17 protein-coding genes are annotated in these 15,182 nt (G+C 71.7%); 11 read left to right on the plus strand and 6 right to left on the minus strand.

What is annotated here, in order from left to right; all coding sequences use genetic code 11:
* Window positions 1-126 precede the first annotated feature (126 nt).
* The 8 genes from paaA (at window position 127) to ABD249_RS14155 (ending at window position 6,338) form a co-directional block, all read left to right on the plus strand.
* Window positions 127-1,119, plus strand: a complete 993-nt coding sequence (gene paaA / locus ABD249_RS14120; RefSeq protein WP_344344653.1) for a 1,2-phenylacetyl-CoA epoxidase subunit PaaA — start codon at window positions 127-129, stop codon at window positions 1,117-1,119.
* On the plus strand, window positions 1,119-1,424 hold the full coding sequence (gene paaB, locus ABD249_RS14125; RefSeq protein ID WP_344344655.1) for a 1,2-phenylacetyl-CoA epoxidase subunit PaaB: 306 nt from the start codon (window positions 1,119-1,121) through the stop codon (window positions 1,422-1,424). Before paaA ends, paaB begins: the two co-directional genes overlap by 1 nt.
* Window positions 1,421-2,272, plus strand: a complete 852-nt coding sequence (paaC, locus tag ABD249_RS14130) for a 1,2-phenylacetyl-CoA epoxidase subunit PaaC (protein WP_344344656.1) — start codon at window positions 1,421-1,423, stop codon at window positions 2,270-2,272. Before paaB ends, paaC begins: the two co-directional genes overlap by 4 nt.
* On the plus strand, window positions 2,269-2,802 hold the full coding sequence (gene paaD / locus ABD249_RS14135) for a 1,2-phenylacetyl-CoA epoxidase subunit PaaD (RefSeq protein ID WP_425546346.1): 534 nt from the start codon (window positions 2,269-2,271) through the stop codon (window positions 2,800-2,802). The genes paaC and paaD overlap by 4 nt, the downstream gene beginning before the upstream one ends.
* Window positions 2,803-3,927, plus strand: coding sequence for a 1,2-phenylacetyl-CoA epoxidase subunit PaaE (paaE, locus tag ABD249_RS14140; protein WP_344344658.1), 1,125 nt, complete (start codon window positions 2,803-2,805; stop codon window positions 3,925-3,927).
* Between the two features lie 76 nt (window positions 3,928-4,003).
* Window positions 4,004-4,675: a DUF805 domain-containing protein gene (locus ABD249_RS14145; protein ID WP_344344659.1), complete on the plus strand. Its 672-nt coding sequence runs from the start codon at window positions 4,004-4,006 to the stop codon at window positions 4,673-4,675.
* Between the two features lie 107 nt (window positions 4,676-4,782).
* Window positions 4,783-5,505, plus strand: a complete 723-nt coding sequence (locus ABD249_RS14150; protein ID WP_344344660.1) for a DUF805 domain-containing protein — start codon at window positions 4,783-4,785, stop codon at window positions 5,503-5,505.
* 62 nt (window positions 5,506-5,567) lie between these two features.
* Window positions 5,568-6,338, plus strand: coding sequence for an enoyl-CoA hydratase/isomerase family protein (locus ABD249_RS14155; RefSeq protein ID WP_344344662.1), 771 nt, complete (start codon window positions 5,568-5,570; stop codon window positions 6,336-6,338).
* Between the two features lie 49 nt (window positions 6,339-6,387).
* On the opposite strand, the gene ABD249_RS14160 is transcribed toward ABD249_RS14155, so the two are convergent.
* The 6 genes from ABD249_RS14160 to ABD249_RS14185 form a co-directional block, all read right to left on the minus strand.
* Complete coding sequence (locus tag ABD249_RS14160) at window positions 6,388-6,771, minus strand: hypothetical protein (protein ID WP_344344663.1); 384 nt, start codon at window positions 6,769-6,771, stop codon at window positions 6,388-6,390.
* Window positions 6,772-6,818: 47 nt separating this feature from the next.
* Entirely contained in the window at window positions 6,819-7,103 is a 285-nt protein-coding gene (locus tag ABD249_RS14165; protein ID WP_344344665.1) for a glutaredoxin family protein, read from the minus strand.
* Window positions 7,100-9,646, minus strand: coding sequence for an ATP-dependent Clp protease ATP-binding subunit (locus ABD249_RS14170; RefSeq protein ID WP_344344666.1), 2,547 nt, complete (start codon window positions 9,644-9,646; stop codon window positions 7,100-7,102). The genes ABD249_RS14165 and ABD249_RS14170 overlap by 4 nt, the downstream gene beginning before the upstream one ends.
* A gap of 259 nt (window positions 9,647-9,905) precedes the next feature.
* The gene (locus ABD249_RS14175) at window positions 9,906-10,247 is read right to left on the minus strand and encodes a carboxymuconolactone decarboxylase family protein (protein WP_344344668.1); all 342 of its coding nucleotides are present in this window, start codon (window positions 10,245-10,247) and stop codon (window positions 9,906-9,908) included.
* Between the two features lie 52 nt (window positions 10,248-10,299).
* Complete coding sequence (locus ABD249_RS14180; RefSeq protein ID WP_344344670.1) at window positions 10,300-11,463, minus strand: aminotransferase class I/II-fold pyridoxal phosphate-dependent enzyme; 1,164 nt, start codon at window positions 11,461-11,463, stop codon at window positions 10,300-10,302.
* The gene (locus tag ABD249_RS14185; RefSeq protein ID WP_344344672.1) at window positions 11,456-12,202 is read right to left on the minus strand and encodes a helix-turn-helix transcriptional regulator; all 747 of its coding nucleotides are present in this window, start codon (window positions 12,200-12,202) and stop codon (window positions 11,456-11,458) included. Before ABD249_RS14185 ends, ABD249_RS14180 begins: the two co-directional genes overlap by 8 nt.
* A 201-nt stretch (window positions 12,203-12,403) precedes the next feature.
* Between ABD249_RS14185 and ABD249_RS14190 the strand changes: the two genes are divergently transcribed.
* The 3 genes from ABD249_RS14190 to solA are packed head-to-tail and all read left to right on the plus strand — an operon-like array spanning window position 12,404 to window position 15,149.
* The gene (locus ABD249_RS14190; protein ID WP_425546349.1) at window positions 12,404-13,222 is read left to right on the plus strand and encodes an amino acid ABC transporter permease; all 819 of its coding nucleotides are present in this window, start codon (window positions 12,404-12,406) and stop codon (window positions 13,220-13,222) included.
* Window positions 13,219-13,968 (plus strand): amino acid ABC transporter ATP-binding protein, encoded by a 750-nt coding sequence (locus ABD249_RS14195; RefSeq protein WP_344344676.1) that lies wholly within the window; start codon window positions 13,219-13,221, stop codon window positions 13,966-13,968. The genes ABD249_RS14190 and ABD249_RS14195 overlap by 4 nt, the downstream gene beginning before the upstream one ends.
* The gene (solA, locus tag ABD249_RS14200; protein ID WP_344344678.1) at window positions 13,968-15,149 is read left to right on the plus strand and encodes an N-methyl-L-tryptophan oxidase; all 1,182 of its coding nucleotides are present in this window, start codon (window positions 13,968-13,970) and stop codon (window positions 15,147-15,149) included. Before ABD249_RS14195 ends, solA begins: the two co-directional genes overlap by 1 nt.
* Window positions 15,150-15,182 lie beyond the last annotated feature (33 nt).

Below are 15,182 nucleotides of genomic sequence, written 5' to 3' on the forward strand. Positions count from 1 at the left end.
CGCACTCCCTCGTGCTCGGGCGTCTCGATCTCGGGGGGTGCCGTGATCGCGTCGTTTCGCTATAGTAACTGAACGATCGTTCGGTAATCCACTCGGATGGCCCGGACGAGGCAGGAGGAGCCGACGATGACCGCACCACTCGCCCCCGCGAGCGCGTCCACCACCCAGCCGTCCCCGGACGAGCAGGCGGCGCAGGCGCAGTTCGATCGCATCATCGACGCCGACGGCCGCATCGAGCCGCGCGACTGGATGCCCGCCGCCTATCGCAAGACGCTCGTGCGCCAGATCTCGCAGCACGCGCACTCCGAGATCATCGGCATGCAGCCCGAGGCGAACTGGATCACGCGCGCACCGAGCCTCAAGCGCAAGTCGATCCTCATGGCCAAGGTGCAGGACGAGGCCGGCCACGGCCTCTACCTCTACTCCGCGGCGCAGACGCTCGGCATCGGCCGCGAGGAGATGACCGACCAGCTCATCGCCGGCCGCGCCCGCTACTCGTCGATCTTCAACTACCCCACGCCCACCTGGGCCGACATGGGCGCGATCGGCTGGCTCGTCGACGGCGCCGCGATCGCCAACCAGGTGCCGCTGTGCCGCGCCTCGTACGGCCCGTACGGTCGCGCGATGGTGCGCATCTGCAAGGAGGAGTCCTTCCACCAGCGCCAGGGCTTCGAGATCCTGCTCGAGCTGTCGCAGGGCACCGAGGCGCAGCACCGCATGGCGCAGGACGCCGTCGACCGCTGGTACTGGCCGTCGCTCATGATGTTCGGCCCGCCCGACGACGAGTCGCCCAACTCGGCGCAGTCGATGGCGTGGAACATCAAGCGCTTCTCGAACGACGAGCTGCGCCAGCGCTTCGTGGGGATGCTCGTGCCGCAGGCCGAGGTGCTCGGCCTCACGCTGCCCGACCCGAACCTCGCCTGGAACGACGAGACGGGCGCCTACGACATGTCCGAGATCGACTGGACCGAGTTCCACGAGGTCCTCGCCGGTCGCGGACCGTGCAACGCCCAGCGCCTGCAGCACCGCCGCCAGGCGCACGAGGACGGCGCGTGGGTGCGCGAGGCGGCGCACGCGTACGCCGCGACGCAGGCGACGACCGAGCAGGTGGCGGCCTGATGGCGACCCCCGGCGAGCTCGGCACCGAGGCCTGGCCCCTCTGGGAGGTCTTCGTGCGCGCCAACCGCGGCCTGAGCCACGTGCACGTCGGCTCGCTCCACGCGCCCGACGCGAGCATGGCCATCCGCAACGCACGCGACCTCTACACGCGTCGCGGCGAGGGCGTGTCGATCTGGGTCGCCCCGGCCGACGGGATCACGACGAGCGATCCCGACGAGAAGGGCGAGTGGTTCGAGAGCCCCGCGGGCAAGAACTACCGCCACGCCATCTACTACACGAAGACCGAGGGCGTGAAGCACCTGTGAGCGGCCACGACATCTCCACGGGCGTCGAGGGCGAGGAGTCGCACGGCGACGTGAGCGTCGACCAGCTCGACCTCGCGGCCGAGCTCTCGGGCGCCGACGGCTCGATCGCGACCCCCGACGTCGCGGCGTACGCGCTGTGGCTCGGCGACGACGCGCTCGTGCTCGCGCAGCAGCTCGGCTGGTGGATCTCGCGGGCGCCCGAGCTCGAGGAGGACGTCGCCCTCGGCAACATCGGCCTCGACGTGCTCGGCCACGCACGCTCGTTCCTGCGCTACGCCGGCACCGCCGACGGCCGCTCGGAGGACGATCTCGCCTACTGGCGCGACGAGCCCGCGTTCCGCTGCGCGTGGCTGTTCCAGGCGCCCAACGGCCACTTCGGCGACACGATCGCGCGCCAGCTCGTCGCCTCCGCCTTCCAGCTCGAGCTCTACCGCCGCCTCGCAGGCAGCGCCGACCCCGCGCTCGCCGCGATCGCGACGAAGTCGGTGAAGGAGGTCGCGTACCACCTCGACCACGCGACGCAGTGGATCCTGCGCCTCGCAGGCGGCACCGAGCTCTCGCGCGAGCGCATCGAGCGCTCGCTGACCGACGTGTGGCCGCTCGTCGACGAGCTCTTCCGCGACGAGCCGGTCATCGACCGGCTCGAGGGCATCGCCGTGCGTCCCTCGACCCTTCGCGAGCCCGTGCTGGGTCGCATCCAGGCCATCCTCGACGCCGCCGACCTCGCGATGCCGCAGGTCGCGCCGTCGATGGCCGGCGGACGCCGGGGCATGCACTCGTCGCGCCTCGGCTACCTGCTCGCCGAGATGCAGGTGCTCGCACGAGCGCACCCGGGGGCGTCGTGGTGACCCGCGCGCCGCTCGCGACCCCCGCGACGCCCGAGGCCGACGGCGACGCCGCCTCGCGGGCCGCGTGGGAGGTCGCCGCGCAGGTGACCGACCCCGAGGTGCCCGTGCTCACCATCGCCGACCTCGGCGTGCTGCGCTCGGTCGCGAGCGACGGCGACCGCGTGCGCGTCGTGCTCACCCCCACCTACTCCGGCTGCCCGGCCATCGACCAGATGCGCGACGACGTCGTCCTGCAGCTCACGGCCGCCGGCTACGGCGACGTGCGCGTCGACTTCACCCTCTCCCCCGCGTGGACGACCGACTGGATGTCCGCCGACGGCCGCGCGAAGCTGCGCCGCTACGGCATCGCGCCGCCGAACGGCACGGCGCCGCACCTCGACGGCCCCGTGCGCATCGCCATGGCCGTGAAGTGCCCCCGCTGCGACTCGCTCGACACCCGGGAGCTCGCGCGATTCGGCTCGACCTCGTGCAAGGCGCTCTACGAGTGCCGTGCGTGCCTCGAGCCGTTCGACTTCTTCAAGGTGCTCTAGATGGCCGCGCAGAACCTCACGCCCACCGCCGACACGTCGCGCCGAGGCTCGTTCCACGCGCTCGAGGTCGCCGAGGTGCGTCCGCTCACGGCCGAGAGCGTCGAGGTGACGTTCGCGGTGCCCGAGCGGCTGCACGGCCGCTTCGACTACCAGCCGGGCCAGCACGTCGCGCTGCGCGCGACGATCGACGGTCGCGAGGTGCGTCGCTCGTACTCCATCTGCCGGCCTCCGACCCCGGGGAGCATCTCGGTCGCCATCAAGCGCGACCTCGGCGGCGTCTTCTCGTCGTGGGCGAACGAGACGCTCGAGCCGGGCACGGTCGTCGACGTCATGAGCCCGCAGGGCACGTTCACGTCGGGCCTCGACGACCTCGCCGGCACGCACGTCGTCGGCATCGCCGCCGGCTCGGGCATCACGCCGCTCATGGCCGTCGCGCATCGCGTCCTGTCCCAGGCGCACGACTCGCGCTTCACGCTGCTCTACACGAACCGCTCGCAGCTCGACGTGATGTTCGTCGAGGAGCTCGCCGACCTCAAGGACCGCTACCGCGGCCGGGTCGCGCTGCACCACGTGCTCACGCGCGAGCAGCGCACGGCGCCCCTGCTCTCGGGCCGCATCGACGAGGAGCGCCTCACGCGCATCCTCGACGCCCTCATCCCGACCGCGACGGTCGACGAGTGGTTCCTGTGCGGGCCGTTCGAGCTCGTGCAGCTGTGCCGCGACGTGCTCGCCGCACGCGACGTCGACCCCGCCCACGTGCGATTCGAGCTCTTCACGACTGGCCGCCCCGAGCGCGTCGAGGGGGATGCCGGCAGGCCCGTCGAGGTCCGCACGGGCGAGCCGACGTGGCGGCTCGACTTCACGCTCGACGGCCAGTCGGCGAGCGTCGACAGCCCCGTCGCGGCGAACGAGTCGATCCTCAACGCCGCGCTGCGCGTGCGGCAGGACGTGCCGTTCGCCTGCGCCGGCGGCGTGTGCGGCACCTGCAGGGCGCGGGTCGTCGAGGGCATCGTCACGATGACCGAGAACTACGCGCTCGAGCCCGACGAGATCGAGCGCGGCTACGTGCTCACGTGCCAGTCGCACCCGAAGGGCGAGCGCGTCGTCGTCGACTACGACGGCTGATCGCGCATCCTCGCACTCAGCGTCCGTTGCCGGAAGGCGCAGCGCACGTCCAGGAGCCGCACGGGATGATCGGCCCATGAGCATCTCGAACGCCGACGCGCCCGTCGGGACCCCGGTCTACGACATCGGGTTCATGCCCGCCGTCAAGCGCCTCTTCAAGTCCTACTTCGCCTTCCAGGGCCGTGCCTCGCGCCGCGAGTTCTGGTTCGGCTACCTCGCCGTCGCCATCATCGGCATCGTCCTCGGCATCATCGTGAGCATCATCTCGGGCATCGAGATCGCCGCGATCTCGACGGCCGTGTACTCCGATCCCTACGCGACGACCGTGCCCGCCCCCATCGCGACGATCATCGCCAGCATCATCGTCGGCCTCGTGGGCCTCGTCATCACGATCCCCGTGCTCGCCGCAGGCGCCCGCCGCCTGCGCGACGCCGGCTTCTCGCCGTGGCTGCTGCTGCTGAGCCTCGTCGGCCTCGGCATCGTGTGGCTCATCATGTGCGCGCTGCCCACGAAGGACGGCGCCGGCACGTCGCAGGGCGGCTACGGCCAGCCCGCGACCGCGTACGGCCAGCAGGGCGGCTACGGCCAGCAGCCGCAGCAGGGCTACGGTCAGCAGCCGCAGCAGGGCTACGGCCAGCAGCAGCCGCAGCAGTCGTACCCGCCCGTGCCGCCGTCGTCGGCGCAGCAGCAGCCGCCGTACGGACAGCAGCAGCCGCCGCAGCAGCCCCCGTACGGACAGCAGCAGTAGCGTCGAACGCTCGATCGACGGCCCGGATGCGCATGCATCCGGGCCGTCGTCACGTCCGGCTGCGGGCGATGGATGGGCCGCCCAGGTGCGATCGAGAGGATGGTGGCATGTCCTCCCCCTCGACCGACGTCCCCGTCGGCGTGCCCGTCTACGGCATCGGCTTCCGCGACGCCTTCGTCCGCTACTGGAAGGGCTACGTGGTCTTCCAGGGCCGCGCGAGCCGGGGCGAGTTCTGGTGGGCGCAGCTCGGCATCTCCATCATCACGACGATCCTGGCCTTCGTGATCGTCGGGATCTGGATGGTCTCGCTCATCGGCGTCGCCTCGTCCGATCGACCCGACCCGGGCGCGATCCTCGCCGTCACCGTCGTGCCCTGGATCGCGATCCTCGGCATCTCGCTGCCGTTCCTGCTGCCCGGCTACGCCATCGCGGCGCGACGCCTGCGCGACGCGGGCTTCTCGCCGTGGCTGCTGCTGCTCGGCCTCGCCGGGCTCGGCATCGTCTGGAACGTCCTCTGCGCGCTGCCGACGCGGCAGGAGCTCCCGTACGGACATCCGGGGTACGGGCCGGCTGGCTACGGGCAGGCTCCCCAGGGGTACCCCGTGCACGCGCAGCCGCATCCGTACGGCCAGCCGGCGCCGTACGGATACGGCCAGCAGGCCGGGCCGGGATATGGCCAGCAGGCCGGGCCGGGATACGGCCAGCAGGCCGGATACGGCCAGCCCATCGGATACGGCCAGCCCATCGGAGACGAGCAGCAGGCCGGGTACGGTCAGCCCGCGCCGTACGGACAGGCGAATCCGTCCGCCGATCCCCCGCAGCAGCAGTAGCCAGCCGGTCGCGCACCTCCGCCGCACGCGAGAGGATGGAGGCGCGAGCGCGAAGGAGCAGCATGATCGACCTCACCATCGAGCAGGACGTCGCCGAGATCACGCTCGACGCCCCCGAGCGGCGGAACGCCCTCGACGAGGCAGCGATCAAGGACCTCGCCATGGCCGTCGCCGACGCGGAGTCGGCGGGCGTGCGCGCCCTCGTGCTGCGCGGCGAGGGGCCGTCGTTCTGCGCCGGCCGCGACATCTCGGGCGTCGATCCCGCCACCGACGACGTGCAGGGCTTCCTCGGCCACCGCGTGCAGCCGCTGCTCGAGCACCTCGCCGCCTTCCCCGCGCCGACGTTCGCGGCCGCCCACGGCGCGTGCCTGGGCGTCGGCCTCGGTCTGCTCGTGGCGACGGACGTCGTGTACGTCGCCGAGTCGGCCAAGATCGGCAGCCCGTTCGCGAACCTCGGCGCGACGCTCGACTCCGGCGGCCACGCGCTGTTCGTCGAGCGCCTCGGCACGCATCGCACGCTCGACCTCATCTACTCGGGGCGGCTCATGACCGGCGCCGAGGCGGTCGCCGCCGGGCTCTTCTCGCAGTCGCTGCCCGACGACGAGGTGCTCGACGCCACACGAGCGGCGGCCGCCCACGCGGCATCCGGCGCGACGCTCGCCTTCCGCGCGTCGAAGGAGCTCGTGCGCGAGCTGCGCGACGAGCGCCTCGGTCTGTGGCGCTCGATGGCCCACGAGACGCGGGCGCAGGCTCGCCTCGCCCGCTCGGACGACTACCGCGAGGGCTTCGCGGCGTTCCAGCAGAAGCGCACCCCCACCTTCCGCGGTCGCTGACGCGCGCGGATCGCCTGCGCAGCGGAGACCGAGCGACGATGCGACGCGGTCAGGCGTCGGTGATCGTCACGTAGAGGCGATCGCCCTCGACCTCGAGCAGCACGACGTGGCTGCCGTCGCCGTACGTCGACTGGCCCTGCGTCGTGAAGCCCTCCGACTCGAGCTCGGCGACGTACGCATCCACCGAGCCGCCGCCGAGGTCGTACGTCGCGGTGAAGGCGATGAGCAGGTCGGTCTCCTCGACGAGCGTCAGGTCGGGCCTCGGCACCGACGTCGGCCAGGAGCCCGTGCCCTCGCCGCCCCCGTCGCCCAGCAGGTCGATGCCTCCGCCGGCGTCGGCGTCGCTCGCGCAGCCGACGAGCAGCGCACCCGACAGGGCCGCGAACGCGATGAGCGGCAGCCGGATGGCTGCCGCTCGTCGTGTCCTGCGCATGGCATCACGATGCCATGCGCGCCTGGATGCCCTCGGTGCCGGCCGGCTCAGAGCAGGCCGAGCTCGCGCAGCTTGGCGTCGACGTCGGCGTTCGACGGCTCGACGTGGTGGGTGGAGTCGGGGTAGAGCACCACGGGGATCTGCGTCCTCCCCGAGATCTCGCGCGCCACCTCGACGGCGTCGGGCTCGGCCTCGAGGTCGACGTACCGGTAGGGCACGCCGAGCCCGTCGAGCTGCGCCTTCGTGCGTCGGCAGTCGCGGCACCACTCGGCGCCGAAGACCGTCAGGCCCTGCTCGGTCGCCGCGGGCTCATGCGTCTCGGTGGAGGTCATGCCGCGATCCTCGCATCCTCGACGGCGCCGCGCTCTGCGACGCTCGCCACGAGCGCACCCTCGCCGACCGTCACGGCCACGGCACCGCCCTCGCCGACCGCTCCACCGACGAGCAGGTCGGCGACGCGGTCGTCGATCTCACGCTGGATGAGCCTGCGCAGCGGCCGCGCGCCGTACTCGGGCTCGTAGCCGTGCTCGGCGAGCCACGCGATGGCGGCCTCGTCGACGTCGATGCGGATGCCCTGCCGCTGCAGACGACCCGACGTCTGGGCGAGCAGCAGGCCGACGATCGACTGCAGCTGCTCGCGCTCGAGGGCGCGGAACAGCACGATCTCGTCGATGCGGTTCAGCAGCTCGGGTCGCATCGCCTCGCGCAGCCTGCCCATGACGCGGGCGCGCAGCTCGTGCTCGGAGTAGCCCGAGCCGCCGTGCGCCACGAAGCCCATCGCACCCGATCGGCTCGCGAGCGTCTCGGATCCGACGTTCGACGTCATGATGACCACCGTGTTGCGGAAGTCGACCGTGCGTCCCTGGCCGTCGGTGAGCCGGCCGTCCTCGAGCACCTGCAGCAGCAGGTTGAAGACGTCCGGGTGGGCCTTCTCGATCTCGTCGAGCAGGACGACGGAGTACGGGCGGCGGCGGATGCGCTCGGTGAGCTGGCCCGCCTCGTCGTACCCGACGTATCCGGGAGGGGCGCCGATGAGCCGCGAGACGGTGTGGCGCTCGCCGAACTCCGACATGTCGAAGCGCACCATCGCCTGCTCGTCGCCGAAGAGCGAGGCCGCGAGGGTCTTGGCGAGCTCGGTCTTGCCGACGCCGGTGGGGCCGAGGAAGAGGAACGAGCCGATGGGGCGCGTCTCGTCGCCGAGGCCCGAGCGCGAGCGCCGGATGGCGCGAGCGACGGCCTCGACGGCGTCGTCCTGGCCGACGACGCGCTCGTGCAGCTCGTCGCCGAGCCGCGACAGGCGCGTGCGGTCGTCGTCGCCGAGCGCCGCGGCCGGGATGCCCGTGGCGCGTGAGACGACCTCGGCGATGGCGGCCTCGTCGACGACGGCGCCGTCGGAGGACGCCGGCGCGCGGGTGCCGTCGAGCTCGGCGACGACCTCGGCGATGCGGTCGCGCACGCGCGACGCCTCCTCGTAGTCCTCGCGCTCGATCGCGGCCGACTTGTCGGCCTCGAGCGTCGCGAGCTGCGCCTGCAGCGCGGCGACGTCGACCGCGCGGCCGAGTCGCAGTCGCAGGCGTGCGCCCGCCTGGTCGACGAGGTCGATGGCCTTGTCGGGCAGGAAGCGGTCGGTGACGTAGCGGTGCGACAGCTCGACGGCGGCGCGGATGGCCTCGTCCGTGTAGCGGACGGCGTGGTGCTGCTCGTACGCGGGGCGGAGTCCATGGAGGATCGCGACGGCGTCCTCGACGGAGGGCTCGGCGACGTGCACGGGCTGGAAGCGGCGGGTGAGCGCCGCATCCTTCTCGATGCGCCGATACTCGGCGAGCGTCGTGGCGCCGATCATGTGCAGGTCGCCGCGGGCGAGGCGGGGCTTGAGGATGTTCGCCGCGTCCATGCCGCCCTCGCCGCCACCGGCGCCGAGGATCGTGTGCAGCTCGTCGATGAAGACGACGAGGCCGTCGGCGTTCGCCGCGATCTCGTCCATCGCCTTGCCGATGCGCTCCTCGAAGTCGCCGCGGTAGCGGGTGCCGGCGACCATGGCCGTCATGTCGAGCGCGACGACGCGCTTGCCCTCGAGCTGCGGCGGCACGTCGCCGTCGACGATCGCCTGGGCGAGGCCCTCGACGATCGCGGTCTTGCCGACGCCGGCCTCGCCGATGAGCACGGGGTTGTTCTTCGTGCGGCGCGCGAGGATCTCGATGGTCTGCGCGATCTCGTCGGCGCGGCCGACGACGGGGTCGATGCCGCCGTCCGCGGCGCGAGCCGTGAGGTCGATGCCGAACTCGTCGAGCGTGGGCGTCGTCGACTCGGGGTCGATCGCGCGTCCGTCGCGCTGCGTCGCCTGCTGGCCGCGCTCGGCGCCCGTGCGCTGCGCCTCGGCCATGGCGCGACCGAGCGACTCCTGCGAGACGCCGGCGGCGTCGAGGATGCGTCCGCCGACGGTGTCCTGCGCCAGGACGAAGGCGAACAGCAGATGCTCGGGGTCGATGTAGCTCGCACCGTTCGCGCGGGCCACCTGGTAGGCGTCGCGCAGCACGCGCTGGGCGCCCGCCGTGAGCACCTGCGGGCCCTCGGTCGCCTCCGCCTCGGCGGGCAGGCGCTCCTCGGCGGCCGACGCGATGGCGTCGGTGTCGGCGCCGACGGCGCGGATGGCCTCGGCGACCTGCGGGTGGGCGACGGTGGCCTGCAGCAGGTGCAGGGCGTCGACGTCCTGGTGGCCGTGCTCGCGCGCGCCCTCGACGGCGCGAGCGAGGATCGACGCCGCGCGGCGCGTGAGCAGCCGCGACACGTCGACCTGCCTGCCGGCGCCCTGCGCCTGCAGGAGCCGAGCGAGGAAGTCGTCGAAGGATCCGCTGGGACCGGGGAACGAGGGCATCCTGCCTCCAATGAAACGTGAGTCTGCTGCGCTCAAGTCTAGGGATCTGAGCGTCGTACGCTCAAGTAGACGCTGGAGGGGTCCGTCTCATTCCGAGGGCGCGTTCGCCCACGGCGGATGCGGTCCGTCATCCCATCGAAGCCCGAGGGTCTCGCGCGGCGATCGCCCGCTGGCCGGCGCATCACGAGCGGCTGCTGGACGACGGCCCCCGCTGCATCGAGGGCGGATGCTGGCCGCGCCGCGCGAGGCTCCCGTGCACTCACACGGCGTGCGCGTGCTCCGCGAACTTGAAGGCCATGCGACCGTGCGCGAACCCGCCACCTGCCCGGATCGCAGCTGCGACCCACGACGTCTCGGCGATCTCCTGCTGGGTCGCACCCGCGGCCACGGCGTTCTGCGTGTGCGCCTCGATGCAGTAGCTGCACTGCGTCGTCAACGCGACGGCCACGGCGATCAGCTCGCGGTGCTTCAGCGAGAGCGCAGTGCCCTCCGGGGCGAACACGGCCCGGTCGAACGCGAGGAACGCCTTCAGCATCTCAGGCGTCTCGGACTTGTACACGCGCGTGTAGTCGGCGTCGGAAGGGTCGGCGTAGTGGGACATGATGAGGCTCCTCGATCGGGGTAGGTGAGTCGGCTGTGCCCGCGGCACGCCGTCAGCGCGCGACCGCGGACGCGGCGGAGAAGGTCTCGGCGACGATCGCGAGCGCACGCACGAGCACGGGCCTCGGCAATGCGAAGTTCAGACGGAACGCGTGGTCGAAGCCACCGAACGCCGCGCCGTCGGTGACGACGAGTCCGCGAGCGGCGAGGGCAGCCGTCGGCGAGCCGGTGCTGCCCTCCACGTGCTCGACCCACTGCAGGTAGGTCGCAGCAGGCGGCGTGGCGCGCAGCGCCGGCATCTCGCGAAGCGTCGCATGCACGAGGTCGCGGTTGCCCAGGAGGTAGGCGCGCACGTCGGCCAGCCAGCCGCCGTCGTCGTCGAGCGCCGCCGTGCTGGCGACGATCCCCGCGATGCTCGCGCCGTGCGAGGGGATCGCGCCGAGCGTCGTCCACCACCGCTGGTCGCGCTCGTTCGCCGTGATGAGAGCCGCGCTCTTGAGACCCGGCAGGTTGTATGCCTTCGACGCAGAGAACGCGGTCATCGAGTGCGCCGCGGCGGCGGCGTTCACGGACGCGTACGGCACGTGCGCCACCTGCGGGTCGAGCACGAGCGGTGCATGGATCTCGTCGGCGAGCACGCGTGCGCCGCGGCGTTCGACGACCTCGGCGATCGTCGCGAGCTCGTCGCGCGTCGAGACGCGGCCGAACGGGTTGCTGGGATTGCACAGCACCAGGAGGGCGTCGGGTGCGAGGGCGGCGTCCAGGGCATCGAGATCGATGCCGTCCTCGGCGCTCGACGGGATGGTGACGACGCGGCGCCCCTCCTCGGCAGCGACGAACAGGAACGGCGGGTACGACGGCACGGGCACGACGACGTGCGCACCTCCGGGCAGCGACGCGAGCGCCTTGCGGTACGCCTCGATGACGTCGCCCACGGCGTGCACGTGGTCGGGGTCGATGCGATGGCCGTGCTCCCTGCCGTACCAGCCTGCGACCGCCTCCTCGTAGGTGCGGCGTCGCTGCGCCGACACGTATCCGAGCTCGCCGCGGTCGACGAGGTCGGCGAGGGCGTCGCGCACCACCGGCGCGACGGGGAACGACATCTCGGCGACCCACGCGGCGATGGCATGCTCGGGGACGGCAGCCCAGGCCTCGCCACCGCGTGCGCGGAGCGCCTGGACGGTGAGCGCGTCGACGGTGGCCTGGAGCTCAGGCACTCTCGGCCCCGCTCGTGCGCTCGATCTCGTTCAGGTAGTTGTAGATCGTGAATCGCGTCACCTGGAGGTGGCCGGCCACCATCTCGACGGCGTCGCGGAGCAGGAACATGCCGCGCTCGCGCAACTGCGCGACGACCGCGAGCTTGTGCTCCTTCTTCATGAGGTCGACGGGGATGCCGATCTCGTCGATCGCCGACGCGAGGAGATGCGCGGCGAGCTCGTCGACGTCGTGCGGGAAGCGCTCGCCTACGGGCTCCGCGACCTGCTCGACGGGCCGCAACGTCGGCACCGGAGACGCAGGCGCCTCAGGGAGGGTGTGCGTCGCGGAGAGCGGCTGCAGCACCCGGGTCACGAGGTCGCGCATCTGCAGCCACGCCGAGACGTCGGCGTTCACGCACACCGCGGCGATGCGCTGCCCGGCCGCGTTGCGCACGATGTGCGTGGAGGATCGCAGCTCGCGGCCGTCGGGCAGCCGGGTCTGGTAGCCCACCATCGAGTCGTCGGAGCCCGAGACGACCGCCTGCAGCAGCACGTCGGTGGCAGGGTCGCCGATCCGGCGGTTCGTGACGTCGCCGGAGACCGCGACGATCGAGTTCGGGATCCGCGCGAGGTCGTGCAGCACGATCTCCACGGTCGTCGGCAGAGCCGATCCGAGGGTGGCGACGACCTGCTCCAGCATCCGCAGGATGAAGGCGTCTCCGCCGCCATCGGTCGCCATCTGCGTCGATCGTGCGTCCATCGAGGTGCCTCTCCGATCGAGGCGCATCCTCGACCGACTCGAGACTACAACAGGAGTTGCAGGTCTCAACATCGGTTTGAAGTTGAAACGACGGAGATACACGACCGAAACAAGGACCCCGCACTCTGGAAGAGAAATCTCAACAAGCAGTTGTGTGGATCGGTTCGATCCCACTGCACCCGAACCGTCAGGGACGTGAACGTGGAAATTCTGTCGAGGCTCTTCCAGAACTTCTTCAACTGGGAGTACATCGCGCAGGTGCTGCCCGTCATGCTGACGGCCGGCATCTGGAACACCTTGTTCCTCACCGCCGTCTCCGGAGTGCTCGCCGTCGTGCTCGGAGTGCTGCTCGCCGTCATGGGCATGTCGCACTCGCGGTGGCTCCGGTGGCCGGCACGCATCTACACCGACGTGCTGCGCGGCATCCCCGCGATCCTGCTCATCGTCATCATGGGCCAGGGCCTCTTCTGGCTCGCCCGCGACGTGTTCGGCACGACATCGCCGTACCCGCTCGGGATCACGGCCCTCACGCTCATCACCGCCGCGTACCTGGGCGAGATCTTCCGCTCCGGCATCCAGAGCGTCGACGTCGGCCAGAGCGACGCGGCACGCGCACTCGGCTTCTCCTCGGGCAGCACGATGCTGTTCGTCATCATCCCGCAGGGCATCCGGCGCGTGCTGCCGGCCACCATGAACCAGCTGATCCAGCTCATCAAGCTCTCGTCGCTCGTGTTCTACCTGGGCCTCCAGGCCGACCAGCGCGAGATCTTCCGCATCGCCCAGGACTTCGCGTCGATGAGCGGCAACCAGTCGGCACTCACCGTCGCCGCAGTCTGCTACCTCATCATCACCGTGCCGCTCACGCACCTCGTGAACTTCATCGACCAGCGCCTCCGCGACGGCAAGCGCGTCGTCGTGCAGGACGACCCGCTCGCCGAGACGGGCGCCCTCGACCAGCCGACGTCGACCACCACCCCCACCACCGGCGTGAAGCCGGCAGCCAAGGAGACCGTCTCGTGACCACCATCCAGACCGCCACGGCCGCCGTCGGCATCGAAGCGCGCGGCATCCACCTCTCCTACGGCAGCAATCACGTGCTGCGCGGCGTCGAGCTCGACGTCGAGCAGGGCACGACCGCCTGCATCATCGGTCCCAGCGGCTCGGGCAAGTCGACGCTGCTGCGCACCATGAATCGGCTCGCGGAGCCCGACGCCGGCGAGATCCTGCTCGACGGCCGAAGCGTCATGGGCGACGATCCCAACGTGTTCCGGCAGCGGGTCGGCATGGTCTTCCAGCACTTCAACCTCTTCCCCCACATGACCGTGCTGCAGAACGTGACCTTCGGGCTGCGTCGGCTGCGACGCATGGGCAGGGAGGAGGCCGAGGCGGAGGCGATGCAGCAGCTGGCCCACGTCGGCCTGGCCGCGAAGGCGCCGTTCCGACCCTCTGCGCTCTCCGGCGGCCAGCAGCAGCGCGTCGCCCTCGCACGCGCCCTCGCGATGCGGCCTCAGGTGATGCTGTTCGACGAGGTGACGAGCGCGCTCGACCCGGAGCTCGTGAAGGGCATCCTGCGACTGATGGCCGAGCTCTCGAGCGAGGGCATGACGATGGTCGTCGTCACCCACGAGATGGGCTTCGCCCGCAACGTCGCAGACCAGGTGACGTTCATGGATGCGGGCGTCGTCGTCGAGACGGGTGCACCCGAGCGCATCTTCGACGACCCCCAGAGCGCTCGACTGCGCCGCTTCCTCGACCAGGTGCTGTGATGTCGGTCCACGGCCGCGCCGGCGCCTGGGATGCGGAGGTGCTCGTGCTGGGCGCCGGCGCATGGGGGTCCATGGCGGCATGGCGGCTCGCGGCCGCAGGCCACCGCGTCGTGATGCTCGAGCGCTTCGCGAGCCCCCACGCCGAGGGCTCCTCGCACGGACGCACGCGACTCTTCCGCACGGCCTGCCTGGAGCATCCCGGCCTCACGGCGATCGCGCAGCGCTCGCTGCAGCTCTACCGCGAGCTCGAGGCCCGTTCGGGAGCCGCGATCGTGGACCTGTGCGGCGGTCTCACCGTCGGCCCCGCAGACGGCATCGCCGTCCCCGGCGTGCTCGCCGCCGCGGACGCGGCCCGGCTCGACGTCGAGACGCTCGAGCGCGACGCCATCGCCGAGCGATTCCCCTTCCACGGTGCGCTCGCCGCCGATGACGTCGGCGTCCTCGACCCGCTCTCGGGCGTGCTGCGCATCGAGACGGCCGTCGGCGAGGCGCTCGCCGCGGCGACCGCGCTGGGCGTCAGCATCCGCTCCGGCGTCACCGTGCAGGCCATCACCGCGATCCCCGGTGGCGTACGCGTCGAGACCGACCGCGGCTCGTTCCGCGCGCCGAAGGTCGTCGCGGCCCTCGGCTCCTGGACCTCCACGGTGCTTCCCGAGGTCCCGCTGCGACTCACGCGCATGCCGATGACGTGGTTCGCGCCTCGACCCGGGGCGGCAGGTGCCCCCGCCGCACTCGATGCCGCAGGGGTCTTCATCCGCGAGATGGGCGTCGGGGGCGGGTACTGGGGCCACGGCGCCTCCGACGGCGACCTCGCGAAGGTCGGACCCCGCGGCGCCGTCGCGCGCGGCGACGAGCCGTCGGTCGACGGTCTCGACCGCATCTTCCGCGACCTCGACGGCGATCCCTCGCTCGACGCCGTCGAACGGTTCCTGCCCAGCCTCGACCCACGCGTCGCCGAGGGTTACGTGTGCCACAGCACCCGCACCCCCGACGAGCAGTTCGTGCTCGGCCCGCTGCCGTCGATGCCCGACGTCATCGTCGCCGCCGGCGAGAGCGGCCACGGCGGAAAGCACGCCGCAGGCGTCGGCGACATCGCTGCCGCCCTCGCGACCGACCGAGCCATCGACCTCGACCTCGACTTCCTGCGGCCGGAGCGCTTCGCGCTCGCGGGCGCAGGCTGACCCAGCCCATCCTCGACCGCATCGACGCCTGCA

The sequence above is a fragment of the Agrococcus versicolor genome, assembly GCF_039531815.1.
Lineage (GTDB): Bacteria > Actinomycetota > Actinomycetes > Actinomycetales > Microbacteriaceae > Agrococcus > Agrococcus versicolor.

What these genes read in the sequence shown, in the direction of transcription:
- paaE (WP_344344658.1), top strand. Translation starts at nt 2,803, where the DNA reads ATGGCCGCGCAGAACCTCACGCCCACCGCCGACACGTCGCGCCGAGGC.
- ABD249_RS14155 (WP_344344662.1), top strand. Translation starts at nt 5,568, where the DNA reads ATGATCGACCTCACCATCGAGCAGGACGTCGCCGAGATCACGCTCGAC.
- ABD249_RS14160 (WP_344344663.1), bottom strand. Translation starts at nt 6,771, where the DNA reads ATGCGCAGGACACGACGAGCGGCAGCCATCCGGCTGCCGCTCATCGCG.
- paaB (WP_344344655.1), top strand. Translation starts at nt 1,119, where the DNA reads ATGGCGACCCCCGGCGAGCTCGGCACCGAGGCCTGGCCCCTCTGGGAG.
- ABD249_RS14185 (WP_344344672.1), bottom strand. Translation starts at nt 12,202, where the DNA reads ATGGACGCACGATCGACGCAGATGGCGACCGATGGCGGCGGAGACGCC.
- ABD249_RS14165 (WP_344344665.1), bottom strand. Translation starts at nt 7,103, where the DNA reads ATGACCTCCACCGAGACGCATGAGCCCGCGGCGACCGAGCAGGGCCTG.
- solA (WP_344344678.1), top strand. Translation starts at nt 13,968, where the DNA reads ATGTCGGTCCACGGCCGCGCCGGCGCCTGGGATGCGGAGGTGCTCGTG.
- ABD249_RS14145 (WP_344344659.1), top strand. Translation starts at nt 4,004, where the DNA reads ATGAGCATCTCGAACGCCGACGCGCCCGTCGGGACCCCGGTCTACGAC.
- ABD249_RS14150 (WP_344344660.1), top strand. Translation starts at nt 4,783, where the DNA reads ATGTCCTCCCCCTCGACCGACGTCCCCGTCGGCGTGCCCGTCTACGGC.
- ABD249_RS14175 (WP_344344668.1), bottom strand. Translation starts at nt 10,247, where the DNA reads ATGTCCCACTACGCCGACCCTTCCGACGCCGACTACACGCGCGTGTAC.
- paaA (WP_344344653.1), top strand. Translation starts at nt 127, where the DNA reads ATGACCGCACCACTCGCCCCCGCGAGCGCGTCCACCACCCAGCCGTCC.
- ABD249_RS14170 (WP_344344666.1), bottom strand. Translation starts at nt 9,646, where the DNA reads ATGCCCTCGTTCCCCGGTCCCAGCGGATCCTTCGACGACTTCCTCGCT.